Here is a 24,124-nt window from a genome sequence, read left to right as displayed (position 1 = left end):
CCCCCGCGACTCAGGGCAGCAGATCGATCGGGATGTCCCGTTCCTTGGTGCCGACGATCGCGACGTAGTGCAGCGGGTTGCCCGCGACGTCGAGCCGGTGCCGGTAGTGCTCCGACGAGCGGACGGTCAGCACATGCTCCCGTTCGCAGGCGCTGATCAGGGCCGCGAACCCGGAGGTGTCGTCCGCGGAGAGGAACCGGTCCTTGATGGTGAAAGCGATCCAGCCGCCGTCGCCGATGAGGTTGAAGGCGGCCCGGAACGCCGAGGGCGGGATGTCGTCGTAGCCCAGCGCCGCGACGCAGGACATGGTGTTCAGCCGGGCGCCCGCCAGCGCGTCCGCCACCTCCCGCGGTGGGTCGGTCACGTCCGTCACGTAGTAGGCGTCGTAGGTCCCCGGCCGGTCGCGTTCGACCGCGGTCCCGGCTTCCGGCGTGATGTCCACGCCGACCAGGTGATCGGCGCCGACCGTCCGCATCTGCTCGCCGACCAGGCCGTTGCCCGCGCCGAGGTCGAGGACCCGCAGGCTCGACGGCGCCACCCCGTCCCGCTGGATCTGTTCCTTCAGCAGCTTTCCGACGACATCGGGCGAACGGCAGTCCAGAATGTCGTGGAACAATTTCTCGTACAGGCCGGGAATTCGGTAGATACCGGCATAGTCGTGGAACCGGATATCGCGCCAGGTGCCGTCGACGAGAACGGAGCAGAACTCTCGATCCTGATCGAAATCCCCGTTGTGCCGGGGCAGGCGGACGTCCAGGCGGACGCTGCGGGCGGCATCGGAAAACGATTCCTGACTCTCCATTACCAATCTCTCTGTAGGTGTGGCCGAATCGATCCTTTACTCGATCACACTGCAGTTCCGTCGATTCGTCAACGTGACCTGGCCGTTCGGACCGGTCACGTCACACCACCGGTGGCCACTCCGGCCGAGCAGATCACCCGGGGTATCGCGACCGCCGTGTCGCCGGGGCGCGCGGGCGGGAACGCTTCGTCCGGCCTCCGCCACCGGCTGCGCTCCCGATCGGCTGATTCACCCGCCACGCCCGGGGAGGCGGGGGTCACGCCAGGGCGGGTCGGCAGGCCAGACGGCCGCCGCGGATGCGAAGATCCGTGCCGTGAAGACCTTCGATGAGCTGTTCGCCGAGCTGGCCGACCGGGCGAGGACCAGGCCCGAGGGCTCGGGCACCGTGACGGCACTGGACGCGGGCGTGCACGCGCAGGGCAAGAAGGTGCTCGAGGAGGCCGGCGAGGTGTGGATCGCCGCCGAGTACGAGTCGGACGAGAAGCTGGCCGAGGAGATATCCCAGCTCCTGTACCGGGTCCAGGTGATGATGCTCGGCCGCGGACTGTCCACTGAGGACGTCTACCGCTACCTGTAGCGGACCCCGGGCCGGAGCGGCCCGGTACCGATCACGAGGGAGATCCGACGTGCTGCGTGTCGCCGTGCCCAACAAGGGAGCGCTGGCCTCGGCCGCGTCCGAGATGCTCGGTGAGGCCGGCTACCGCCAGCGGCACGAGCAGCGGGACCTGACGGTGCTCGACCCGGCCAACGAGGTCGAGTTCTTCTTCCTGCGCCCCAAGGACATTCCGATCTACGTCGGCTCCGGCGAACTGGACCTGGGCATCACCGGACGCGATCTGGCGCTCGACTCCGGAGCGCCGGTCACCGAGACGCTCGCCCTCGGCTTCGGTGGCTCCACCTTCCGCTACGCCGCCCCGGCGGGCCACGACTGGACCGTCGCCGACCTGCAGGGCAAGCGCCTGGCCACCTCCTACCCGAGACTGGTGCGCGACGATCTGGCACGACAGGGCGTCGAGGCCGAGGTGATCCGGCTCGACGGTGCCGTGGAGATCTCGATCCAGCTCGGTGTGGCCGACGCGGTCGCGGACGTCGTCGGCTCCGGCCGGACCCTGCGCCAGCACAGCCTGGTGGCCTTCGGCGACCCGATCTGTACCTCCGAAGCCGTCCTGGTCCACCGCTCGGACAGTGCGGAATCACGGGCCAAGGCACAGCTCGCCGCCCGGCTGCAGGGCGTCGTGTTCGCCCAGCAGTACATGATGCTCGACTACGACTGCCCCCGTGAGCTGCTCGACGCGGCGATCGCGATCACCCCCGGGCTCGAGTCGCCGACGGTGGCCCCGCTGGCCGTCGAGTCCTGGGTGGCGGTGCGGGCAATGGTGGCGCGCAGGGAGGTCAACCGCGTGATGGACGCGCTCGCCGAGGTCGGCGCCAAGGCCGTGCTCGCCTCGGACATCCGCTCCTGCCGGCTGTGACATCCACCGGAACGTCCACCGGCGCCACCCTGTGACGGGGGCGCCGGGTCCCGGCACGGTCAGCGCGGCGGGCGGTTGCGCTTGGGCATCAGGTCGTAGAGCTTGCGGCGGGAGCCGTTGTCCTTGGCGTCCCGGGTGCTGGAGACCTCACTGATGAAGTCCTCGAACACGAAGTCCTGATCGGGCGTGATCTCCGGCGGCGGATGGTGTGTGCCCGGGTGATCGATCGCCTCGGCGATCTGCCGGAATGCCACGGCCTGCACGGTCTCCGGCGCGAACGTGGTCACCGGCATCCCGCGTGCCGCCGCCTCGTTCATCACCACGCCCAGCGGGACGTGCGGCAGTACCGGGATTCCGAAGGCGTGCAGCTCGTTCATCGCCGCCACCGCGTAGGACGAGATCGGCCTGCGGTAGAGCCCCGGGACGATCCCGAAGTAGGCCACCGGGGGCCGCTTGATCATCGTCTCCACGTAGTCGATCTGCTCCTTGAGCAACCGCAGGGCCCGGATACTCGTCCGGTCCGGCTGCACCGGGACCAGCACCCCGTGTGTCGCCGCGAGCGCGTTGTTGGTCAACAGGTCCAGCGCGGGCGGGCAGTCGATCACGACGTGGTCGTAGTTGGCGAACTGCAGGACCCTGGCGAGCTGCCAGCCGGGCACCCGGAACTGGTCCAGCCTGCGCACCAGGTCGAACATGCCGGGGGAGGTGGGAATGACGTCGAACGCCCCGCCCCGTCCGACGTTGCTGCGCGGGTGCGCGACGATCAGTTCCTCGACCGGGCCCCGCCACATCTTCGTCAGGGCCTTCGCCAGGCTGGGCGCCTCGGGAGGCGGTTCGGGCAGGCCGAGCATCTCCGTGGTCGCGTGGCCCTGCGGATCGAGGTCGATCAACAGGACACGGCGGCCGCGTTCGGCCAGTGCCGCCGAGACGCCGACACTGAGCGAGGTCTTGCCGACCCCGCCTTTCTGGTTGACCACCGAGGTGATCTGCATGCCACCGGGCTCCATGGGCTCGTCGTTGCGGGCAGGGGTGGACGATCATGTCACGTTCGCGCGCAGAAGTGGCTCAGCGCGGCCGTACCAGAAGTGTCTGTGCCCCGAATCCGACCTGTCCGGCGGTGTCGTGCAGGACGCTGTGCGCGGTCCCCACCCCGTGCGGCCCGACCACGGTCGCCGCGTCGAGGCCGATCCACTCGCCCTCCGGCGGACGCTGGATGTGCACTGTCAGCTCGGAGTTGATGAACCACCACGCGCGCGGGTCGAGCCGGTTCGACACCCCGTTGCCGGAGTCGGCGACGGTGAACAGGCGCTGCAGGGGAGTCGGGTCCTCTCCGTCGACGAGCGCGACCCGCTGGCGGACCCAGGCGCTCGCCGGCCCGGGCTGGTCCGGGGCGCCACGCACGGCGAGCCACTCCATCGCCTCCAGGTAGCCGCCGCCCCACCCCTCCGGCCAGCCGGTCGGCTCGGCGTCGGCGACCGGGGGCAGCGGCGCGGCGCCTCCCACGGCGACCTCGCCGGAGTCGGAGGTGGTGAACCGCCAGGCCGAGGCACGCGCGATGGTGCGCCCGGCCGCCGCGAGTTCGGCGGAGAGCAGCTCGACCGAGCGGCCGGGCCGGTCGAGCGCGGAGCGCACGGTCAGTTCGGTGCCCACCGGAGCGGGACCGAGGATCTCGATGGTCACCCTGGCGAGCAGCGTCGGCCGGTCGGCGGGCTGTTGTTCCAGAGCGCGCACCAGCAGGGCCGACGGCGGCCCGAAGTGCTGCGCCTCCGGCGTCCAGGGGCCCGCCGCGTGCGGGGTGGCGGTGAACCGGCCGTCCCCGGCGGGGACGAAGAACGCCTCGGTCAAAGCAACTCCCGTGCTCGCTGGGATGTTTCGCCGGATGTGGTGCTGGAGGTGGTCCGCGGTGCCGCCGTCAGTCGGCGCGATCGAGGGCAGTCTCCTCGCCCGGGTCGGGTTCCGGCCACCCCGGGTACTCCGGCGGGGTACCGCCGAACTCCGGGCACCGGGACTGATGGTCGCACCAGCCGCACAGCTTGCTGCGGTTCGGCCGGAAGTCCCCGGTGCGCCCGGCGCGGAGAATGGCCTGCCAGATGGCTTCCAGGGTGCGCTCGAAGCGCCGGAGCTCCGGTTCGTCCGGGGTGTAGGCGAGCGACTGACCGTCGGTCAGGTACATCAGTTTGAGCTGGTGGGGGACGATGCCGCGCAGTCGCCACAGGACGACCGCGTAGAACTTCATCTGGAACATCGCCTTCGCCTCGCCGATCTCACGCGGGGCGGCACCGGTCTTGTAGTCGACCACCCGGATCTCACCGGTGGGTGCCACGTCGACCCGGTCGACGTACCCGCGCAGCCGGACGCCCGAGCCGAGCTCGGTCTCGACGTGCAGCTCACACGCCTCCGGGTCCAGCCGGGCCGGGTCCTCCATGCCGAAGTAGTTGTCCAGCAGCTCACCGGCGGAGCCGACCCAGGCGTCCACCGCCGCCGGGTCGTCGTCCGGGAACAGTTCCGTCCACTCCGGACGGTCGGTGGACAGCTCCGTCCACGCGGGCCGCAGCAGCTCGTGTGCCCGCTCGGTGACACGTTCCTCCCGCGGCAGCGCGAACAGCTTCTCCAGCACCGAGTGCACCAGGGTGCCGCGGAGCTGGGCCTTCGAGGGCGCCTCCTGGATCCGGTCCACCGCGCGGAAACGGTAGAGCAGCGGGCACTGCTTGAAGTCGCTGGCGCGCGAGGGCGACAACGCGGGCCGGCGCGGGCCCGGCCGGTTCTCCGGCGGGGACTCCTCGGTCGCGTTCACTGACATGGCAGGCACCCTAGGCCAGCCCACCGACACGCCGCCCGACGCCGCCCGGGGCGTCTCGCGCGGCAGGCACGGTACGGCGGTGCTTGGCGGGAGGAGAAGGAGGCGGTGCCGGCGTGCGGTCCCGGCGTTCGGGTCACTGCGGTCCCACACGGCGGGCTCTAGGCTTCACCGCATGTCGGCGACCAGTGAGCGGCCCCAGGGCCGGCCCCGCGGGATCGGCCGCCGGGAATCGGTGGTCGACGGTGGCCTGCTGCTGTTCCGGGTCGGTGGCGTGCCGGTGGTGCTCGCGCCATCGTGGTGGATCGGGTCCCTCGCGGTAGTGGTGCTCTACGCCCCACTGGTCGCCAGGCTGCTGCCTGGTGCGGGAGCCGGCACCTCCTGGGCGCTTGCCGCGGCGTTCGCGGTGCTGCTCGGATTGTCCGTGCTGGCGCACGAACTGGGGCACTGTGTGGTGGCGCTGCGTCTGGGCATCCCGGTCCGGCGACTGCGGCTGTTCCTGCTGGGCGGGCTGTCCGAGGTCGCACGCGCGCCCCGCAAGCCCGGGCAGGAGGGCATGATCGCGGTCGCGGGCCCGGTCGTGTCGCTGCTGCTCGGCGGCTTGTGCTGGCTGTTGCTCCTGGCCGTGCCGCCGGACGGTGCCACCTGGCTACTGGTCGCCCAGTGCGCGGTCGCCAACTTCGCGGTCGGCCTGTTCAACCTGCTGCCCGGCCTGCCCCTGGACGGCGGCAGACTGTTGCGGGCGGGGGTGTGGTCGCTGACCGGGACCCGCACGACGGGAACCAGGGCCGCCGTGTTCGGGGGCGGGCTGGTGGCCGTCGGCCTGCTGGTCTGGGCGCTGTGGGGACTGGCCTCCGGCAGCGACGATCGCTGGCTGCGGCTCGGCGTGTGTGTGGTGACCGCCTGGTTCGTGGCGATGGGTGCGAGCGGGGAACTGGCCGCGGAGGGCAGGCGGAGCTGGCCGGACGGGCTGAACGTCGCCGATCTGGTTCGGCCCGTGCTGCAGCTTCCCGCGGAGAGTCCGGTCTCGGACGCCCTGGCCGCCTCGGCGGGCAGGGGAGTGGTGCTGGTCCGCGCCGACGGAGTGGCGGCCGGCCTGCTCGACCGGGCCGCCGCGGAGCAACTGGCCGCGCGGTCGCCGCACTCGCCCGCGGAGCTGGCGGCGGAACCGATCCGCGCGGAGACGGTGCTGCTGTCCTCCGATCCCGGGGAGGAGATCGCCGACCGTGTGCGGGAGGCCGCGGCCTGGCAGTTCCTCGTCGTGGACGAGGAGGGCAGGCCGGCGGGCGTGCTGCGGCGGGAGGATCTGCGCGCCGCGATGTCCGGCCGTCGTCCCGCCTGATCCGTTCGGCCGCTCGTCTGCGAGGATCAGTCGCTTCTTTTCCGCAGACGAGAGTGGAGGTCCGGGTGTCCGCAGGGGGGCCGTTCCGTGCTGGTGACCGTGTCCAGTTGACTGATCCCAAGGGACGGCATTACACGATCGTCCTGGAGGACGGCGGTCAGTACCACACCCACCGGGGGGTGCTCTCGCACGACGACGTGATCGGCGAGCCGGAGGGCTCCGTGGTCAGTTCCGCCGCGGGCACCGGTTACCTGGCGCTGCGCCCGCTGCTGCCGGACTACGTGCTGTCCATGCCGCGCGGCGCGCAGGTGATCTACCCGAAGGACGCGGCGCAGATCGTGATGTGGGGCGACGTGTTCCCCGGCGCGAGGGTGCTGGAGGCCGGCGCCGGGTCGGGGGCACTGACCTGCTCTCTGCTGCGTGCCGCCGGGCCGGAGGGCACCGTCACCTCCTACGAGGTACGGGAGGACCACGCCGAGTACGCGGTGCGCAACGTGGAGCGGTTCTTCGGTGAGCGCCCGCCGAACTGGACCCTGCACCAGGCCGATCTCGCGACCCACGAGGGCGAGGTGGACCGGGTGGTGCTGGACATGCTCTCGCCGTGGGAGATGCTGCCGACCGTGGCGGGCAACCTGGTGCCCGGCGGGGTGCTGGTCGTCTACGTCGCCACCGTCACACAACTCTCCGCGGTCACCGAGGCGTTGCGTGAGCAGCAGTGCTGGACGGAGCCGGAGTCGTTCGAGACCCTGATGCGGCCGTGGCATTCGGTGGGACTGGCCGTCCGGCCGGAGCACCGGATGGTCGCGCACACCGCGTTCCTGATCATCGCCCGCAGGCTCGCCGACGGTGTCGTGCCGCCGCGTCCCCGTCGCAGGCCCAGCAAGGGCTGAGCGGTACGCCGCGCCCGTCCCCGGAAATGCCGTCACAGAAGGAAATGGCCCGGCTCCCGGATCTCTCCGGGAGCCGGGCCATGTCCGCTCGGCATCGGCGCCTCAGGTGCGGTCACCGAAGTAGCACCAGCTCCCGCCCTCGTTCTTGACGATGAGCTGGAACTCGTTCTCCCCGCCGGGGCCGGTCGCCTTCGTCGGCACCTCCGCGGTGTCCCCGTTCTCCACGGGTTCCCCGGTGATCTCGACCTTCAGGCCGGGCGGCAGCTCCGGCACCTGGTCGCCCTTGCTGGCGCAGACCAGTTCCTGCACGGCCTGCTTGTCGCCGGTTGTGTAGGCGGCCGCGACGGCGTCGGCGGCCTCCTTGGCGGTGGCCTTGCCGTTCGGGTTGGGTTCGCCGCTGTCCGGGGCCGGGCTCTCGGTCGACTCCGACTCCGATTCCGAGGGCTCCGCCGATCCGCTGTCCTCGCTCGGCGACGGCTCCTGCGGGGCGCTGCTCTGCTCCGAGGAGGCCGGCGGCTGCGCCTGGGGTGCCTCCTCGTCCTTGTTCAGCAGGAGGAAGGCGGTGACCCCGCCGCCGATGAGCAGGACCGCGGCGATCGCGATCGCGACGATGAGGCCGGTCTTCTTCTTTTTCGGCGGCGGCCCGCCGGGCCCGCCGGGGCCGGCCGGGTAGACGCCCTGCTGGCCGTACGGATCCTGGGGCTGCTGACCGTAGGGGGCGGGCTGGCCGTACTGCGGTGTGCCGAACTGCTGGGTCGGCTGCGCCTGTCCGTAGGGATCCTGCTGGCCGTACGGCGCCTGGGGCTGCTGTCCGTACGGATCGGCCTGGCCGTACGGGTCCTGGTTGCCGAATTGCTGAGTGGGATATCCGCCCTGCTGGGGCTGTTGCGGTTGCGGGCCGCTGGGCGGGTAGTAACCGCCGGGTGGCTGCTGGCCGTACGGCCCCTGCTGCCCGTAGGGATCCGGTTGTCCCTGCGGGCCGGGCTGCTGCGGCGGATAAGTCATCGCGTTCTCTCCAAGTAGGTCCGGCTCCCCCGAATTGTCGGCGCCTCCGGACGGTGACGCATGACGGGACAGGCGTAGGACGTGCGGTCGGCCCGATCGGTGCCGCCGGGTCCGTTCTCCCCGCGGCCTCGCTGTGTGGCCCGGCTGGATGCCAGGCGGTGTAGCGGCCTTCCCGTGCTCGACAGCCGGCAGGTCCTCCGCCGGCGTCCGCCTGTGCCCGCGATCGTTCCAGGCGGGGTCCCGGCGTCTTTCCGGCGGGTCGGTGATCGGGACGGGCCGAGGTGGAACGGGTGGGTCAGACCGGCCCGCGTCCGATTCGTCGCTTACCGGAGGTTCGGTGTCTGCCGGGGTGGTGGCGTGCGAAATTCGAGGGGCCGAATGCGACGTGGATCACTCTCGTCCGACCGGCTCGATCTCGCTCACCGTGCGTGATCACGACGAGGCGTGGACGGCGAGTGAACGCACGGTAGCCAGGCGGGGGCGTGCTTTGCCACCGAGTTGGACCTTGTGCGGCCCGACGGTTCGTGTTCCGGCCGCGACGCGCCGATCCTGTGATGTGGATTGTTCTTCGAATGTCGGTGTTCGCCGGTACCGTGTAAGGAAATGCATTCCGAGGAGGTGCCGAAATGCACGATGACCTTCCCGGAGGTCGGCACGAGGAGGCCGACCCTTCAGATACGTCGGAGTCCGGTACGGCAACACCCGAACAGGCAAGGCAGATTCGCTTCCTCGAAGAGGAAGTGGTGCTGCTGCGGCGCAAGCTCACCGATTCCCCCCGGCAGAACAAGGTGCTCGAACAGCGCCTCACGGAAGCCACTGAGCGGGTGGAGCAGCTCACCGAGCGGAACAACAAGCTGATCGAGACGCTGCGTGAGGCGAGAGGTCAGCTCCTGGCGCTGCGGGAGGAGGTCGACCGGCTCGCACAGCCACCCAGCGGTTACGGCGTGTTCGTGGCGGCGTACGAGGACAGCACGGTCGACGTCTACACCTCCGGCCGGAAGATGCGGGTGTCGGTGTCACCCGCGGTCGAGATCGACTCTCTCCAGCGCGGCCAGGCACTGCGGCTGAACGAGGCGCTCACGGTCGTCGAGGGTGGTGACTTCGAGCGCACCGGCGAGGTGTGCGCTCTGCGCGAGGTCCTGCTGCCCGAGACGGAAGGTGGCAGCTCGCGCGCGCTGGTCGTCGGCCATGCCGACGAGGAGCGCGTGGTGTTCCTGTCCGACCCGCTCGCGGAACACGCGCTGAAGCCGGGTGATTCGCTGCTGGTGGACTCGAAGGCGGGCTACGCTTACGAGCGGGTGCCGAAGGCGGAGGTCGAGGACCTCGTGCTGGAGGAGGTGCCCGACGTCAGCTACGAGGACATCGGTGGTCTCGGCAGGCAGATCGAGCAGATCCGCGACGCGGTGGAGCTGCCCTTCCTGCACTCGGACCTGTACCTGGAGTACCAGCTCCGGCCGCCGAAGGGTGTGTTGCTCTACGGCCCGCCCGGCTGCGGCAAGACGCTGATCGCCAAGGCCGTGGCCAATTCGCTGGCGAAGAAGGTGGCGCTGGCACGGGGCGACGATCCGGGCGACGGGTCCGAGGCGAAGTCGTACTTCCTCAACATCAAGGGCCCGGAGCTGCTGAACAAGTTCGTCGGTGAGACGGAGCGGCACATCCGGCTGATCTTCCAGCGGGCCAGGGAGAAGGCTTCCGAGGGTACTCCGGTGATCGTGTTCTTCGATGAGATGGACTCGATCTTCCGCACCCGCGGCAGTGGTGTGTCCTCCGATGTCGAGACGACGATCGTCCCGCAGCTCCTCTCGGAGATCGACGGTGTCGAGGGCCTGGAGAACGTCATCGTCATCGGTGCCTCCAACCGCGAGGACATGATCGACCCGGCGATCCTGCGACCCGGCAGGCTCGACGTGAAGATCAAGATCGAGCGGCCGGACGCCGAGGGCGCGAAGGACATCTTCTCCAAGTACCTCGCGGGCGGTCTCCCGGTGCACGCGGACGATCTGGCCGAGTTCGGCGGCGACCACAAGGCGACGTTCGACGCGATGATCCAGCACACCGTCGAGCGGATGTACGAGGAGAGCGACGAGAACCGCTTCCTCGAGGTCACCTATGCCAACGGAGACAAGGAAGTCCTGTACTTCCGGGACTTCAACTCGGGTGCGATGATCCAGAACATCGTCGACCGGTCCAAGAAGGCGGCCATCAAGTCGGTTCTGGAGACGAAGCAGCCAGGTCTGCGCGTGCAGCACCTGCTCGACGCCATCGTCGACGAGTTCGCCGAGAACGAGGATCTGCCGAACACCACCAATCCCGACGACTGGGCCCGGATCTCCGGCAAGAAGGGGGAGCGGATCGTCTACATCCGCACCCTCGTCACCGGTAAGAACCAGGATTCCGGCCGGGCGATCGACACCGCGACCAATACGGGCCAGTACCTGTAGCGGTTCGCACGCGACTGTGCCGCCGGCGAAACCTTCGCCGGCGGCACAGTCGCGTCCGGAGTGTCCGGCCCCGTTGTTCCGTATAACGTTCTATACTTCGCCGCATGGATGAGCCGGAACGCCCACGTCCGCGCGCGCCGATCACGGCCGCGGATGTCCTCGCCTGGATCGGGGAGACCTCCGACCGGGTCCGTGCGGGGGAGGTGCACGCCACGGAACTGATCGAGGTGCTGGGGGAGCTGCGTGCGGCGTCCGCCGCCTGTGCGGACGCGTCCGACTGGGTGTTGCTGGCGGCCAGGGAGGAGGGGGCGAGCCTGCGGCAGATCGCCCCGGTCTTCGGCAAGGGGTACGTGCGGGCGCCCGCCGCCCGGCTGGAGAAGCTGCATCGCCAGGCGCTCACCTCGGATCAGTGGCTGGCGATCCTGCGTTCCAAATAGGTGTATAACGATATATACACTGACGCTTTGTCCAAAAACTTGGACCCGCGAACCAAAATCAGCAACGACGCGCGGAGGGTCGATACCGTGCCGGACATGACCATCGGCGGAAGAATCGGACTGGGTCTCGCCGCACTGGGCAGGCCGGCCTACATCAATCTCGGCCGGGTCGGCGCACTGCCGGAGGGCCGCGGCGTCGAGGCCATGCGGACGTTCACCCACGACGTGCTCGATGCCGCGTACGCGGCCGGGATCCGGTGGGTCGACACGGCTCGTTCGTACGGACTCGCGGAGGAATTCCTCGCGGGATGGCTCCGCGATCGCGGGCACGCCGACGTCACGGTGTCGAGCAAGTGGGGTTACGCCTATGTCGGGGACTGGCGGCTGGATGCCGATCAGCACGAGGCGAAGGAGCACTCGCTGGCGAGATTTTCCACCCAATGGAGCGAAACTCAGGGCTTGCTCGGCAGTGGGGTGTCGTTGTACCAGGTGCATTCGCTGACTTCGGACAGCCCGTTGTTCGCCGACCACGCGCTGCTCGCCGCGCTGGCCGAGCTGGCGGCGAGCGGGGTGCGCACCGGCTTCTCCACCTCCGGCCCGCGGCAGCACGAGGCCATCGAGCGCGGCCTGGCACTGGAAGTGTCCGGGCAGCGGGTGTTCACCGCCGTGCAGTCGACGTGGAACGCACTGGAGCCCTCCGCGGGAGCGGCGCTGGACCAGGCGCGTGCGGCCGGGAACCTGGTGCTGCTGAAGGAAACCCTCGCCAACGGAAGACTGGCTGTCGACGCCCCGGAGCTGCTCGTCGAGCTCGCCGGGGATCGCGGCGTGACACCCGACGCGATCGCCGTGGCCGTCGCACTGGCGCAGCCGTGGGCGGACGGGGTCCTCCTCGGGCCCTCCGGCGCGGGACAGCTCTCCTCGAATCTCCTGGCGTCCACAGTGGACATCGGGGACGAGGATCTGGCGAGGGTGGCCGAGCTGGCCGAGCCCCCGGAGGAGTACTGGAACCGGCGTTCCGCCCTGCGGTGGGTCTGAGAAGGCGGTGCATTACTGTCGTGCGACCGCTCACCGTGACGGGGTGAGTGCACGGACGTGACGGGGATCGAAGGGGACAAGACGGTGCGTCAAGCGCTAGTGCTCGCCGCGGCGGCAGGCGTGGTCGCCTGCCTGTCGGGCTGCGCCGACCGGGCGAACGACCTGGACACCTACTACGGCGCCGCGGCGCAGGAGGCGGATCGGGCGAGTACCGCACCGAGCGCCGCGCCACCGTCGCCGAGCGCTCCCCGTGGGGACGCCGACCCGGCGGGGCAGGTGACCGCGGCGCAACTGACCGACGCCGACGTCGCCGAGGAAGGTGTCACGCCGGCCCTGCCCACGCCGCCCGCATCGGCGTGTATCGACGCCATTCCCTCCGGCGCGACGCCTCCGGGCAGCATGACCTGGCAGTACCCGAGCGGGTCGCGGCTGAGCCAGGAGGTCAACGCCTACACGGACAGGCCTGCTTCCCAGGTGCTCACCGAACTCGGCTGCCCGGGTGAGGAGCTGACCGTGGACGTGCCGGTCGGCGCGGACTCGGCGCGCGGCTGGTGTGCCGACACCGAGTGCACGGTCGTGCTCGCCCGTGGGCCGCTGCTCTCCGCCCTGCACGTGGTGGCCAGTACCCCGGAGCGTGCCGCCGAGGCCGCGCAGCGGCTCGCACCGGTGACCGCGAAGGCACTGCAGCGTCAGCAGTAGCGGCGGAACCACTCGAGAATCCCGGCGCGGCCGTCGGGGATGAACGGGCTGGCCGGGTCCTCCGCCATGGAACGCAGTTCGCCGAGCGGAATCCAGCGCCCGTCGACGATCTCCTCCGGCTGGTGCGCGATCGGCCCGTCCCAGCGCACCTCGTACGCGTGGTTGTGGCAGCGGACCGGCGGTTCGTCGAAGGTCAGTGTGTACAGGAAGACCGGTGTGACGCCGTGGATCCCGAGTTCCTCACCGAGTTCGCGGCGGGCGCAGTCGGCGGGATCCTCACCGGCCGCGACGACGCCTCCCGCCCAGCAGTCGTAGGTGCCGGGGAACACATCCTTGTCCGGTGACCGCCGGTGAAGGTAGACGCTGCCGCCGTCCACCGAACGGACCAGCACCACGCCGGACGCGTGCCACAGGCCGTGAGCGCGCACGTCCGCCCGCCGGGCACTGCCGATCACCCTGCCCGCCTCGTCGTAACGGGCCACTGATTCGTCACCGACCGACACCGCGTCATCCTCGCATCCCCCGTAGGGTGGGCGCATGCGGCGGATCATGGGAACCGAGGTGGAGTACGGCATCGCGGTGCCGGGAGACGCCACCGCGAACCCGGTACTGACCTCGACACAGGTCGTGCTGGCGTACGCGGCGGCCGCGGACATTCCGCGGGCGCGCAGGGCGCGGTGGGACTACGAGGTGGAATCCCCGCTGCGGGATGCGCGGGGCTTCGACCTCAGCGGTCCCAGTGGCCCGGCACCCGACCCGGACGTCGAGGACCTGGGCGCGGCGAACGTCATCCTGACCAACGGGGCGCGGCTCTACGTCGACCACGCGCACCCCGAGTACTCCGCGCCGGAGGTGACGAACCCGCGGGACGGGGTCATCTGGGACAAGGCGGGTGAGCGGGTGATGGAACTGGCGGCCATGAAGGCCGCGACGGTGCCCGGTCAGCCGCCCCTGCAGTTGTACAAGAACAACGTCGACGGCAAGGGCGCGAGCTACGGCACGCACGAGAACTACCTGATGGCGCGGTCGACGCCGTTCACCGCGGTGATCGGCGGGCTGACGCCGTTCTTCGCGTCCCGGCAGGTGATGACGGGCTCCGGCCGGGTGGGCATCGGCCAGCAGGGTGAGGAGGCGGGCTTCCAGCTCTCCCAGCGCGCCGACTACATCGAGGTCGAGGTCGGCCTGGAGACGACGCTGAAGCGCGGCATCATCAACACCCGCGACGAGCCGCACGCGGACGCGGACAAGTACCGCAGACTGCACGTCATCGTCGGTGACGCGAACCTCGCCGAGTACTCCACCTACCTGAAGCTGGGTACGTCGGCTCTGGTGCTGGACATGATCGAGGCGGGTGTGCGCTTCGACGAACTGAAGCTCAACGAGCCGGTGCGGGCGGTTCACCAGATCAGCCACGATCCGACGTTGAGGGCGAAGGTCGAGCTGGCGAACGGGCGCAAGTACACCGGCCTCGACCTGCAGTTCGCCTACCACGAGCTGGCCGCCGCGCATCTGCGGCGCACCGGTGCCGAGGACGACGCACTCGAGGTCCTGCGGATCTGGGGCGAGACGCTGGACGCGCTGGCCAGGGACCCGGCCGAGTGCGCGGACCGGTTGGACTGGCCCGCGAAGCTGCGTCTGCTCGAGGGGTACCGGCAGCGGGACCAGCTCGGCTGGGGCGCTCCTCGGCTGCACCTGGTCGACCTGCAGTACTCGGACGTCCGGCTGGACAAGGGCCTGTACAACCGCCTGGTGACCCGCGGCTCGATGAAGCGCCTGGTCACCGAGGAGGAGGTGCAGGCGGCCATCACCACGCCACCCTCGGACACCCGGGCCTACTTCCGCGGCCGGACGCTGGAGAAGTACGCGGCGTCGATCGCGGCGGCCTCCTGGGATTCGGTGATCTTCGACGTGGGGCGCGAGTCACTGGTGCGTATTCCTACGCTGGAGCCCTTGCGGGGTACCAAGGCGCACGTGGGCAAGCTGCTGGACGACTCGGCCACGGCGGAGGAACTGGTCGAGGCGCTCACTGGATCGGACTAACCGGACGGACCGTAACGGACTAGCGGGCCGGGGCCCGCGGATCCACAATCCGACGCCCCGGCTGGGTACGCTTAGGGGCAACGGCCACACCGGGAGGCGAGATGGCTCAGGAAAAGATCGAGCGTCATGGCGGCGGCGACTCCGACGAGGAGATCGAGGACGGCGGTGCCGCAGGCCAGGAACGCCGGGAGAAGCTCGGCGAGGACGTGGACACGATCCTCGACGAGATCGACGACGTTCTCGAGGAGAACGCCGAGGACTTCGTCCGCGCTTACGTGCAGAAGGGCGGCGAGTAGTAGCCGGCCGACGGCTACCGGTTCGCTCCGGCACCACAGACACGCCCGACCTCAGTTCGATGGGAATCACGAGCACGCATGGAAAACACCTCGTCCGCCCTCTCCGGCGGAGCGCTTCCGCCCGCCTACCTGGCGGCCACGTCCTCCTCGTTCACCGACTTCCTGCGGGCGCAGGCACCCGAGCTGCTGCCGGGCGCCCGGTCGGTGCAGGCCGGAGGTGGGGGCCTGGACGCCCCGCACGGCACCACGATCGTCGCGGCGACGTTCCGGGGCGGTGTGCTGATCGCGGGTGACCGGCGCGCCACCTCGGGGAACCTGATCGCCTCGCGGGACCTTGAGAAGGTGTACGTCACCGACGACTACTCGGCGGTCGGGATCGCCGGTACCGCCGGGATCGCGCTGGAGCTCGTCCGGCTGTACGCGGTCGAGCTCGCCCACTACGAGAAGATCGAGGGCGTGCGGCTCTCGCTGGACGGCAAGACGAACAAGCTGTCGACGATGGTGAAGGGGAACCTGGACATCGCGATGGCGGGCCTCGCCGTGCTGCCGCTGTTCGTCGGCTACGACACCGAGGCCGGCGACCCGGATCGTGCCGGGCGGATCGTCTCCTACGACGTCACCGGTGGGCGGTACGAGGAGAACGCCGGTTACCACGCGATCGGTTCGGGCTCGCTGTTCGCGAAGTCCGCGCTGAAGAAGTTGCACGATCCGCGGGCGGATGCCGACGCGGCCGTGCGCGCGGCCGTCGAGGCCCTCTACGACGCCGCGGACGACGACACCGCGACCGGTGGTCCGGATCTGGTGCGCCGGATTTTCCCGAACGTCGTGACGATCACCGCCGCCGAGGGTGCCGTGGCGGTTTCGGCGGAGCGGACCGCGGCGGTGGCCGAGGCCGTGGTGCGTGACCGTTCGGCGGCGGCGGGCTGACGTCTCCGCCCGGAACCGGGTCCTTTCTTCCTGAAGCCAGTGTTTGAGATAGCCATGAACAGAGCGGAGCAAATGCCGTGACGATGCCGCTGTACGCCTCGCCGGAACAACTGATGCGAGAGCGGTCCGAGCTCGCGCGCAAGGGAATTGCGCGGGGCCGGAGCGTCGTCGTGCTGAAGTACGCCGGTGGGGTGCTGTTCGTCGCGGAGAACCCGTCGACGACCCTGCACAAGGTTTCCGAGATCTACGACCGGATCGGCTTCGCCGCGGTCGGCCGGTACAGCGAGTTCGAGAGTCTCCGCCGTGCCGGGATCAAGCACGTCGATCTGTGGGGGTACGCCTACGACCGGCGGGACGTGTCCGCGCGGCAGCTCGCGAACGTCTACGCCCAGACACTGGGTTCGATCTTCACCGAGCAGCTCAAGCCGTTCGAGGTCGAGATCTGCGTGGCGGAGGTGGGCGCGTCCTCGGAGGACGACCAGCTTTACCGGCTCACCTACGACGGGTCGATCGGGGACGAGCCGCGTTTCGTGGTGATGGGCGGACAGGCCGACGCGATCAGCGGGACGTTGAAGGACACCTTCGAGGCAGGGCTGGACCTGCAGGGCGCGGTCGGTATCGCGGTGGGTGCGCTGCGGGCTCCGCGGGCGAACACACCGGGATCGACGAACAACGGAACCAACGAGACGGATCCGGTGAAGCTCGAGGTCGCCGTGCTCGACCGGGAGCGTCCGTTGCGCAAGTTCCGCCGGATCGAGGGTGCCGCGCTGGAGGCGCTGCTGCCTGCCGAACCGGAGAAGGCCGACCCGGATGCCAAGGGAGACAAGGATTCCGGTGACGAGGGAGAGTCCGGCTCCGGGCAGTCCACATAGGACATCGCAGGCAGGAGTGGGCGGTCGCCGGGAATCCGGTGGCCGCCCATTCGTCCACATGGCACGGTTGCCGGATGGATCGCGAGTTCGAGGACCTGGTCGCCGAGGCCGCCGCCGTCCCGGTGGACGGCTGGGACTTCGCCTGGCTGGACGGCCGGGCTACCGAGGAACGACCGTCCTGGGGTTACGCGCGGTTGCTGGCCGCCCGGATGGCCGAGGCCGGGGTGGCGCTCGACGTGCAGACCGGCGGGGGCGAGGTGCTTGCCGGTGTGGGACGACGGGCCCCGTTGACGGTCGCCGTCGAGTCGTGGCCGCCGAACCTGGCGCGTGCCTCGGTGAACCTGCGTCCGCTGGGAGTGCACGTTGTCGCGGCCGGTGACGTGCCGCGCCTGCCCTTGCGTGCGGGCACTGTCGATCTGGTGTCGGCCCGGCACCCGGTGACGACGTGGTGGGACGAGATCGGCCGGGTGTTGCGCCCCGGTGGGACCTTCCTTTCCCAGCAGGTCGGGCAGGCGACCATGGCGGAACTGACCGAGTTCTTCCTCGGACCGCAGCCCGTGGATGACTCGCGAAGCACCGGCCGGGCGGTGGCGGCAGCGGAGCGGGCCGGGATGGACGTGGTCGACCTGCGCTCGGAGTCGCTGCTCGCCGAGTTCCACGACGTCGGCGCCGTCGTCTATTTCCTGCGCAAGGTGGTCTGGACGGTCCCCGGGTTCGAGGTGGACCGGTACCGCGATCGGCTGCGCGCGATGCACGAGCGGATCCGGGAGGGGGGATCGTTTCAGGCCTACACGAAGCGTTTCCTCGTCGAAACGCGGAAACGACCGGCCTAGTACTTCAGTCGTAGATCGTTGTATCTCTTCGTTGGCGCTGCTTTGTCGCCGGTAGTGGCCGTCACGCCGCAAGATCATGAGCTATGGCTGGGAGTACTAGTCTTGTTGCATGGACGTGTCACTGGCGCAAGCGCTGGCCTGGCGTCTGGAACGGCACTTTCTCGTCGCGGGGGCGAGGTCGGTCACTGAGGTGGTTCGCCGGCTCGGGGCCGTTCCTGCGTGGTCGGGCGACCCCGGCCTGGCCACAGGGCGGCGGTCGGCCCGGCCCTCGTCCGACGCGCTCGCGGGCGCGTTGAGTGACGGCGACCTGATCCGGACCTACGCCTTCCGCGGCGCCACGCATCTGCTCGCCGCCGATGACGCCGGCGTTTATCTGGCGGTTCGCTGTGCGAATCGCCAATGGGAACTGCCGAGCTGGCAGGCCCACTACAAGCTGAGTCCGCGGGACTGGCCAGCCCTCCGAGAGGTGGTGCGCGACGTTGTCGCGCACAGGCCTGTTCGCCACGCCGAACTGATCGAGAGGGTTGCGAACTACCCTCGATTCCGGCATCTGCGGGCCGCACTCGCTGATCCCAGTCACACTCTGCTCAAGCCGCTGGCATGGCAAGGGGACCTGTGCTTCGGCCCAGTCCAGGACGGACAAATCACCTTCCAGTCGCCGGCAGCAAGTCCCCGATGGACAGGCATTCCCGACCTCCACGAGGCCGGAAGGCGAGCAATCCTGGCCTACCTGGCCGCTTACGGGCCGGCGACACGGGACAACTTGCGCTATTGGCTGGTCGCAGGTCTCAGTGCCGGCCGCCGACGGCTGGACGGTTGGATCGGTGATCTCATCCAGGACCATATTGCCGAGATTCAGGTCGACGGCAGCCCCATGCTGCACCTGCGCGAGCACCTCGCCTCCCTGACCGCGGCCGCCCCGAAGCCGGAAGGAGTAATCCTGCTACCAGGATACGATCAGTGGATGCTCGGAGCGGGCACCGCTGACCACCGCATCGTCCCCGCCGCGCGCCGTCCGGCCGTGACCCGAGGTGCGAACGTGGCATTGCAAGCCGGACAAGTCTCGGCCACATGGAACATCGACCGAGGAGTAGTGGCCGTGTCCTGGTTCGCCGAAGTGGAACGCCCGTCCCGCGAGGAGCTCGACGACGAAGTCGAGCGACTCTCCGGGCTACTCGGCCGTGACTTCACGATGACAATTGCGGTGTCGTGATCCCCATCGTCAGATCCGCCCGGCATGACTGAGACCGCCAACCGCCGCCTCACGCTGCACGCCTACTTCAACCGGGACGCACCCGCTGCGCTGCGCTGGCTGGAGCGGGTCTTCGGCTTCACCACCACCGTCGAGTTCGCCGACGAGCACGGCGGCGTCGTGCACGCGGAGCTGCGGCGCGAGGGTGCCGGGACCATCGTGTTCAGCGACGACAACGACTACGAGCGCTGCACCCGCCGGGGCGAGACGGTCGGCCACGGCGTGTACCTGAGCGTGGCGACCGAGACCGAGGTGCACGCGATCCACGAGGCCGCGGTGGACGCCGGCGCGACGGTCGTGTGGAAGCCGGAGGCGACCGAGTGGGGGTGTACCGCTGCCGAGTACTCGATCCGGAGGGCTACGAATGGAGCTTCGGCACGCTGCGGCCCGGCGAGAGCACCGCCGAAGGGGCGGCGGACCGGGCCTGAGCCGCCGCCCGCTCAGCGCCGGTAGATCGCCAGCGCGCTGGGACGGGAGCGGAACACGAACCGGTTGCCCAGCGGGCCGACCTCACCGTCGGTGGCGACACGGCGGTTGCCGTCGAGCAGTTCCACGTCCAGCTCCGGCAGGTCGTACTGGCGGTACACGTGGCTGGCGTGCAGAGAGTTGGTGACGACCGCGAGGATGAACCGGGCGCGTGAGTACGGCAGGTCGGCGCGCAGGTATCGGACGTCGAGCATGCCGGTGTCCAGCGCGGGCCTGCTGGACGGCGCGAAACCCTTGGGGGAGTACGTGCCGTTGCCGACGAAGATGAGCCAGACGGAAGTCTCACTGCCGTTGAGGCGCACCGGCAGCGGACGGGCATGGCGCAGGGAGCGGGCCATCGCGAGCGCCGCCGACGGCCACTTCGGGTGCCGCTGCTGGAGCCTCTCCCGGATACGCACCATCTCCGGGTAGCCGCCGAGACTGGCCGTGTTGACGAACCAACGACGGGCGTCGCCCGCTCCGCCGCTGACCTCGACCTCGCCGAGGTCGATGCCGACGGCCTTGCCGTCCTCGGTGGCTTCGTCGGCGTCCTCCACGGAGCGCACCCCGACGTCGCGGGCGAAGTGGTTGAGCGTGCCGGCGGGGATCAGGGCGAGCGGGAGTTCGTGTTCGGCGGCGACGGAGGCGACGGCGGCGACGGTGCCGTCGCCCCCCGCGACGCCCAGTGCCCGCACACTGCCCTGCCGCACACGGATCTCGTCGGCGAGCTGGGTGCGGATGTCGGTGCTCGGGTCCGGGTAGACGATCGTGGCCTTGGGCCAGGCGTAGCGGACGTCCTCGGTGGGGTCCTGGCCGTCGACGCCGGATTTGGGGTTGACCAGTGCGAGCATGTCCTCGCCGTCGTGCATCAGTGGCGCCTCGGCCCGGTGGGCGGTCTCGGCGGGCTGACCGGTCTGCAGCGGCCACCAGTGGCGGGTGGCGCCGGCGATACCGATACCGATGAGTGCTCCGGCGCCGACGTCGCTTGGCCAGTGGACGCCGGTGTGCACACGGGAGTAGGCGACCGCGGCGGCCAGCGGGGCGATGGCCAGCCCGGCGGCCGGGAACTCCATCGCGACGGCGGTGGTGAACGCGGCGGCGGAGGCGGAGTGGCCGGAGGGGAAGGACGAGGAGGTGGGCCTGCGGACCAGCCTGCGGTGCTCGGGTACTTCCTCGGCGGCGGGCCTGCGGCGGGGGAACAGCGGTTTGCCGGCGAGGTTGGCGACGGCACTGGCACCGGCGATGGCGGCGACGCCGCGGAGGGCGGCGCGGCGGGGGGTTCCCTTGCGCACGGCGAGGACGGCGGCGACACCCCACCAGAGGCGCGACTTGTTGGCCGAGCGGGAGAGCGCGGTCAGCACATCGTCGGCCCGGGTGCGGGGCAGTGCGGCGCTGCGACGGACCAGGTCACGGTCCGTGCGGCCGACCTGACGCAGGGGGCGCTTCAAGTGGGTCAACACACTGCGCAACGTAGCCCACGGCGTGTCGCCGCCCGAACGGCGCACCGGCCGGGTGGGGGTAGCGCCTACTCTTGTGAGATGCAGCGGCGGATCTTTGGCATCGAAACCGAGTTCGGGGTCACCTGCACGTTCCACGGACAGCGACGGCTCTCGCCTGACGAGGTGGCCAGGTACCTGTTCCGGCGAGTGGTGTCGTGGGGCCGGTCCTCGAACGTCTTCCTGTCCAACGGCTCGCGTCTCTACTTGGACGTGGGTTCGCATCCCGAGTACGCGACGGCGGAGTGTGACGATCTGACCCAGCTCGTGACGCACGACAAGGCGGGTGAGCGGATCCTGGAGGACCTGCTGGTCGACGCGGAGCGGCGGCTGGCGGACGAGGGCATCGGTGGTGACATCTTCCTGTTCAAGAACAACACCGACTCGGCGGGCAACTCGTACGGCTGTCACGAGAACTATCTGGTGACGCGGGCGGGGGAGTTCTCCCGGATCGCGGACGTGCTGCTGCCGTTCCTGGTGACGCGCCAGCTCGTGTGCGGTGCGGGCAAGGTGCTGCAGACGCCCAGGGGCGCGGTGTACTGCCTTTCCCAGCGGGCGGAACACATCTGGGAAGGTGTGTCGAGCGCCACAACGCGGTCGAGGCCGATCATCAACACCCGCGACGAGCCGCACGCGGACGCGGAGCGTTACCGGCGGCTGCACGTGATCGTCGGCGATTCGAACATGGCCGAGCCGACGACGCTGCTGAAGGTCGGCGCGGCGCACCTTGTGCTGGAGATGATCGAGCACGGTGTGCAGTTCCGGGATTTCACGCTGGACAACCCGATCCGGGCGATTCGGGAGATCAGCCACGACCTGACCGGTAAGCGGCAGGTGCGGCTGGCGGGGGGCAGGGAGGCCTCGGCGCTGGACATCCAGCGTGAGTACCACGCGAAGGCCGTGGCGCACGTGGCGGAGAACGGTTCCGGGCCGACGGCGGAGCGGGTCGTGGAGTTGTGGGGCCGGGCGCTGGACGCGGTGGAGCAGCAGGACTTCAGCAAGATCGACACCGAGATCGACTGGGCGATCAAGCACCGTCTGGTGGAGCGGTACCGGACGAAGCACGACCTGGACCTGTCCAGCCCGCGGATCGCTCAGCTCGATCTCGCCTACCACGACATCCGCCGCGGCCGTGGCATCTTCGATCTGTTGCAGCGCAAGGGATTGATCAAGCGGGTGACCGACGACGGGGAGATCGAGCTCGCCAAGGACACCCCGCCGCAGACGACGCGGGCGAAGCTGCGCGGCGACTTCATCGCGGCGGCGCAGCAGGCGGGCCGGGACTTCACCGTCGACTGGGTGCACCTGAAGCTGAACGACCAGGCGCAGCGGACGGTGTTGTGCAAGGACCCGTTCCGCGCGGTGGACGAGCGGGTGGAGCGCCTGATCGGTTCGCTGTAGCGGCCTTACCCCCGAGGTAGTCGACGTCGCGGGATGCGCGGCGGAAGCTGATCGCATGACCAGTGAGACGACCGCGCGAGGCGGCTTCGAGTTCGACACCGACACCGGCGTGCGGCCTGCCGGCGGTGGTGGTTTCACCGCGACGGTCGCGGATCGCTGGCAGGCGATCGGCGGGACGGCGAACGGCGGTTATCTGCTGGGCGTGACCGTCCGGGCGTTGTGCCGGGTCAGTCCGCTGCCGGATCCGCTGGTCGTGTCGGCGTTCTTCCTGCGCGCGGGGGTCGCGGGCCCGGCGCGGATCGGCACCGAGCTGGTGCGGGCGGGACGGCGGCTGGCGACCGTGCAGGGCGGTCTGCGCCAGGACGGCCGGGAGGTCCTGCGGGCGGTGGCGACCTTCACCGACTTCGACGCCGCACGCGGGCCGACGGTGCTCCGCAACGCGCCGCCCGCGCTACCGGTGCCGGAGGTGTGTGTGGATCCGGTGGCGGGCATGGGACTGCCGGAGGGGTCGGTGGCGCACCGGGTCGAATATCGGGTGCCGGAGGTGACCGGCTGGTGGCGTGGCGTGCCCAGCGGGGAACCGTCCGCGGAGTTCTGGATGCGGTTCCGGGACGGCCGGGACGCGGACCTTCCGGGGCTGACGATGCTGGTGGACGCCGCGGCCCCGGCGGTGATGGAGCTGGGGGCGGCGGGTTCGCTGACGGTCGAGCTGACGGTGCATCTGCGCGCCCGGCCGGCCCCGGGATGGCTGGCCTGCCGGGTGTCCACGCGGCACGTGATCGACGGCTACCACGAGGAGGACTTCGAGGTCTGGGACTCCACCGGGATCCTGGTGGCTCAGGCCAGGCAACTCGCTCTGCTTGCCGGGTGATCCGCCGGTGTTCCACCGAGTGGCGCTGACTGCGTCCGCGGGGCCTGCAGCGGTGATTTCACCGCCGGGCTGGATGGTGCCTGGTACGCCCTCGTGTCCGGAAGTGCTTGGGGAGCGGCCAGCATGGGCTGATGGATTCCTCCGAGTTGGTCGTCGTCGGCTCCGGACCGACGGGGCTGTTGCTCGCCGGTGATCTCGCCCGGGCCGGTGTCGCGGTGACGGTGCTCGACCGCCTTGCCGTGCCGAGCAGGGAACCGAAGGCGAACGGCGTCGTCGGGCAGGTTGTACGGCTGCTCCACCATCGTGGTGTGCTTGCCCGGCTGGGGCACCCCGAGGGGTCGCCCGCGACCCCGGCGTTCCAGTTTCGGCGGCGTCGGGCTCGATCTCACCGCCGTCCCCGCGAGCCCGCTGCACGGGGTGGGTACCTCGCAACAGGAACTCGAACGTGCCCTCGCCGGACGTCTCGGCGACCTGGGTGTCGAGGTACGCCGCTCGCACGAGGTGGTCGGCCTGACCGCGACCGAGGACGGGGTCTGCCTTCGGGTGCGTCACGGTCGCGATGAGCGCGATCTGAGCGCGGAGTACGTCGTCGGTTGCGATGGTGCCCACAGCCGGGTTCGCGAGTTCGCCGGCATCGGATTCCCCGGGGTCACCGGCAGCACCGTTGTCTGTCGTTCGGCGGAGGTCGGCCTTCCGGGCAGCGTGGTGCGCCCCTCGACGGCAGAGGTCGACGTTCCGGGCCTCGGATCGC

At 70.0% G+C, this 24,124-nt stretch carries 24 protein-coding genes and 2 pseudogenes; 19 read left to right on the top strand and 7 right to left on the bottom strand.

Going from position 1 to position 24,124, the window contains the following annotated elements; all coding sequences use genetic code 11:
• Positions 1-10 precede the first annotated feature (10 nt).
• Positions 11-802, bottom strand: a complete 792-nt coding sequence (locus CFN78_RS12070) for a class I SAM-dependent DNA methyltransferase (RefSeq protein ID WP_094862835.1) — start codon at positions 800-802, stop codon at positions 11-13.
• Positions 803-1,115: 313 nt separating this feature from the next.
• On the opposite strand from CFN78_RS12070, the gene CFN78_RS12065 reads away from it, so the two are divergent.
• Together CFN78_RS12065 and hisG are read left to right on the top strand one after the other, a co-directional pair.
• Positions 1,116-1,379, top strand: a complete 264-nt coding sequence (locus tag CFN78_RS12065; RefSeq protein ID WP_094862834.1) for a phosphoribosyl-ATP diphosphatase — start codon at positions 1,116-1,118, stop codon at positions 1,377-1,379.
• A 49-nt stretch (positions 1,380-1,428) separates the two neighbouring features.
• Positions 1,429-2,274 carry an ATP phosphoribosyltransferase gene (gene hisG, locus CFN78_RS12060; protein ID WP_094862833.1) on the top strand — a complete coding sequence of 282 codons (846 nt, stop codon included), beginning with the start codon at positions 1,429-1,431 and terminating at the stop codon, positions 2,272-2,274.
• Between the two features lie 59 nt (positions 2,275-2,333).
• Here the strand turns inward: hisG and CFN78_RS12055 are convergent, their stop codons facing one another.
• The 3 genes from CFN78_RS12055 to CFN78_RS12045 all read right to left on the bottom strand — a co-directional run bounded on the left by CFN78_RS12055 (position 2,334) and on the right by CFN78_RS12045 (position 5,074).
• Positions 2,334-3,266: a ParA family protein gene (locus tag CFN78_RS12055; protein ID WP_094862976.1), complete on the bottom strand. Its 933-nt coding sequence runs from the start codon at positions 3,264-3,266 to the stop codon at positions 2,334-2,336.
• Between the two features lie 73 nt (positions 3,267-3,339).
• Positions 3,340-4,119 (bottom strand): thioesterase family protein, encoded by a 780-nt coding sequence (locus tag CFN78_RS12050; protein ID WP_094862832.1) that lies wholly within the window; start codon positions 4,117-4,119, stop codon positions 3,340-3,342.
• Positions 4,120-4,186: 67 nt separating this feature from the next.
• Complete coding sequence (locus CFN78_RS12045) at positions 4,187-5,074, bottom strand: RecB family exonuclease (RefSeq protein WP_094862831.1); 888 nt, start codon at positions 5,072-5,074, stop codon at positions 4,187-4,189.
• A gap of 172 nt (positions 5,075-5,246) precedes the next feature.
• Between CFN78_RS12045 and CFN78_RS12040 the strand changes: the two genes are divergently transcribed.
• Positions 5,247-6,413 (top strand): M50 family metallopeptidase, encoded by a 1,167-nt coding sequence (locus tag CFN78_RS12040; RefSeq protein WP_094862830.1) that lies wholly within the window; start codon positions 5,247-5,249, stop codon positions 6,411-6,413.
• A gap of 65 nt (positions 6,414-6,478) precedes the next feature.
• A complete protein-coding gene (locus tag CFN78_RS12035) occupies positions 6,479-7,303 on the top strand; it encodes a tRNA (adenine-N1)-methyltransferase (protein ID WP_094862975.1) in 825 nt (274 codons plus the stop codon).
• Positions 7,304-7,405: 102 nt separating this feature from the next.
• Here CFN78_RS12035 and CFN78_RS12030 read toward each other — a convergent pair whose 3' ends face one another.
• A complete protein-coding gene (locus tag CFN78_RS12030) occupies positions 7,406-8,308 on the bottom strand; it encodes a flagellar basal body-associated FliL family protein (protein ID WP_094862829.1) in 903 nt (300 codons plus the stop codon).
• Positions 8,309-8,934: 626 nt separating this feature from the next.
• Here CFN78_RS12030 and arc point away from each other — a divergent pair.
• The 4 genes from arc (at position 8,935) to CFN78_RS12010 (ending at position 12,920) form a co-directional block, all read left to right on the top strand.
• Entirely contained in the window at positions 8,935-10,749 is a 1,815-nt protein-coding gene (gene arc, locus CFN78_RS12025; protein ID WP_094862828.1) for a proteasome ATPase, read from the top strand.
• A gap of 104 nt (positions 10,750-10,853) precedes the next feature.
• Positions 10,854-11,186: a hypothetical protein gene (locus tag CFN78_RS12020; protein WP_094862827.1), complete on the top strand. Its 333-nt coding sequence runs from the start codon at positions 10,854-10,856 to the stop codon at positions 11,184-11,186.
• Positions 11,187-11,282: 96 nt separating this feature from the next.
• Positions 11,283-12,221, top strand: a complete 939-nt coding sequence (locus tag CFN78_RS12015) for an aldo/keto reductase (RefSeq protein WP_094862974.1) — start codon at positions 11,283-11,285, stop codon at positions 12,219-12,221.
• A 57-nt stretch (positions 12,222-12,278) separates the two neighbouring features.
• On the top strand, positions 12,279-12,920 hold the full coding sequence (locus tag CFN78_RS12010) for a hypothetical protein (RefSeq protein ID WP_240519412.1): 642 nt from the start codon (positions 12,279-12,281) through the stop codon (positions 12,918-12,920).
• Here CFN78_RS12010 and CFN78_RS12005 read toward each other — a convergent pair.
• Positions 12,911-13,423, bottom strand: a complete 513-nt coding sequence (locus CFN78_RS12005) for an NUDIX domain-containing protein (RefSeq protein WP_094862825.1) — start codon at positions 13,421-13,423, stop codon at positions 12,911-12,913. The genes CFN78_RS12010 and CFN78_RS12005 overlap by 10 nt on opposite strands.
• A 34-nt stretch (positions 13,424-13,457) precedes the next feature.
• On the opposite strand from CFN78_RS12005, the gene dop reads away from it, so the two are divergent.
• The 7 genes from dop to CFN78_RS11970 all read left to right on the top strand — a co-directional run bounded on the left by dop (position 13,458) and on the right by CFN78_RS11970 (position 19,593).
• Positions 13,458-14,960 carry a depupylase/deamidase Dop gene (gene dop / locus CFN78_RS12000; RefSeq protein ID WP_094862824.1) on the top strand — a complete coding sequence of 501 codons (1,503 nt, stop codon included), beginning with the start codon at positions 13,458-13,460 and terminating at the stop codon, positions 14,958-14,960.
• A gap of 101 nt (positions 14,961-15,061) precedes the next feature.
• Complete coding sequence (locus CFN78_RS11995; protein ID WP_094862823.1) at positions 15,062-15,256, top strand: ubiquitin-like protein Pup; 195 nt, start codon at positions 15,062-15,064, stop codon at positions 15,254-15,256.
• A 78-nt stretch (positions 15,257-15,334) separates the two neighbouring features.
• A complete protein-coding gene (gene prcB / locus CFN78_RS11990; RefSeq protein WP_094862822.1) occupies positions 15,335-16,183 on the top strand; it encodes a proteasome subunit beta in 849 nt (282 codons plus the stop codon).
• A gap of 77 nt (positions 16,184-16,260) precedes the next feature.
• On the top strand, positions 16,261-17,055 hold the full coding sequence (prcA, locus tag CFN78_RS11985; RefSeq protein WP_094862821.1) for a proteasome subunit alpha: 795 nt from the start codon (positions 16,261-16,263) through the stop codon (positions 17,053-17,055).
• A gap of 74 nt (positions 17,056-17,129) precedes the next feature.
• Positions 17,130-17,888 carry a class I SAM-dependent methyltransferase gene (locus tag CFN78_RS11980; protein ID WP_094862820.1) on the top strand — a complete coding sequence of 253 codons (759 nt, stop codon included), beginning with the start codon at positions 17,130-17,132 and terminating at the stop codon, positions 17,886-17,888.
• A gap of 109 nt (positions 17,889-17,997) precedes the next feature.
• Positions 17,998-19,101 carry a DNA glycosylase AlkZ-like family protein gene (locus tag CFN78_RS11975; protein WP_094862819.1) on the top strand — a complete coding sequence of 368 codons (1,104 nt, stop codon included), beginning with the start codon at positions 17,998-18,000 and terminating at the stop codon, positions 19,099-19,101.
• A gap of 24 nt (positions 19,102-19,125) precedes the next feature.
• Positions 19,126-19,593 (top strand): VOC family protein, encoded by a 468-nt coding sequence (locus CFN78_RS11970; RefSeq protein ID WP_240519411.1) that lies wholly within the window; start codon positions 19,126-19,128, stop codon positions 19,591-19,593.
• Here the strand turns inward: CFN78_RS11970 and CFN78_RS11965 are convergent.
• A complete protein-coding gene (locus CFN78_RS11965) occupies positions 19,581-21,065 on the bottom strand; it encodes a bifunctional phosphatase PAP2/diacylglycerol kinase family protein (RefSeq protein ID WP_165777532.1) in 1,485 nt (494 codons plus the stop codon). The two genes, CFN78_RS11970 and CFN78_RS11965, sit on opposite strands and share 13 nt — an antisense overlap.
• Positions 21,066-21,143: 78 nt before the next feature.
• Between CFN78_RS11965 and pafA the strand changes: the two genes are divergently transcribed.
• The 4 genes and pseudogenes from pafA to CFN78_RS30305 form a co-directional block, all read left to right on the top strand.
• Positions 21,144-22,502: a Pup--protein ligase gene (gene pafA, locus CFN78_RS11960; RefSeq protein WP_094862818.1), complete on the top strand. Its 1,359-nt coding sequence runs from the start codon at positions 21,144-21,146 to the stop codon at positions 22,500-22,502.
• Between the two features lie 55 nt (positions 22,503-22,557).
• The gene (locus tag CFN78_RS11955) at positions 22,558-23,373 is read left to right on the top strand and encodes a thioesterase family protein (protein WP_094862817.1); all 816 of its coding nucleotides are present in this window, start codon (positions 22,558-22,560) and stop codon (positions 23,371-23,373) included.
• A 131-nt stretch (positions 23,374-23,504) separates the two neighbouring features.
• Positions 23,505-23,696: pseudogene (locus tag CFN78_RS30310) on the top strand (FAD-dependent monooxygenase); the annotation flags it as partial.
• A pseudogene (locus CFN78_RS30305) lies at positions 23,677-24,021 on the top strand (FAD-dependent oxidoreductase); the annotation flags it as partial. The pseudogenes CFN78_RS30310 and CFN78_RS30305, both read left to right, overlap by 20 nt.
• Positions 24,022-24,124: the final 103 nt, after the last annotated feature.

Origin of the sequence: Amycolatopsis antarctica, assembly GCF_002262875.1 — a bacterium.
In the GTDB taxonomy this organism is placed as follows: domain Bacteria; phylum Actinomycetota; class Actinomycetes; order Mycobacteriales; family Pseudonocardiaceae; genus Amycolatopsis; species Amycolatopsis antarctica.
The sequence above is the reverse complement of the archived record's forward strand: the minus strand, read 5'-3'. Positions and strand labels throughout refer to the sequence as shown.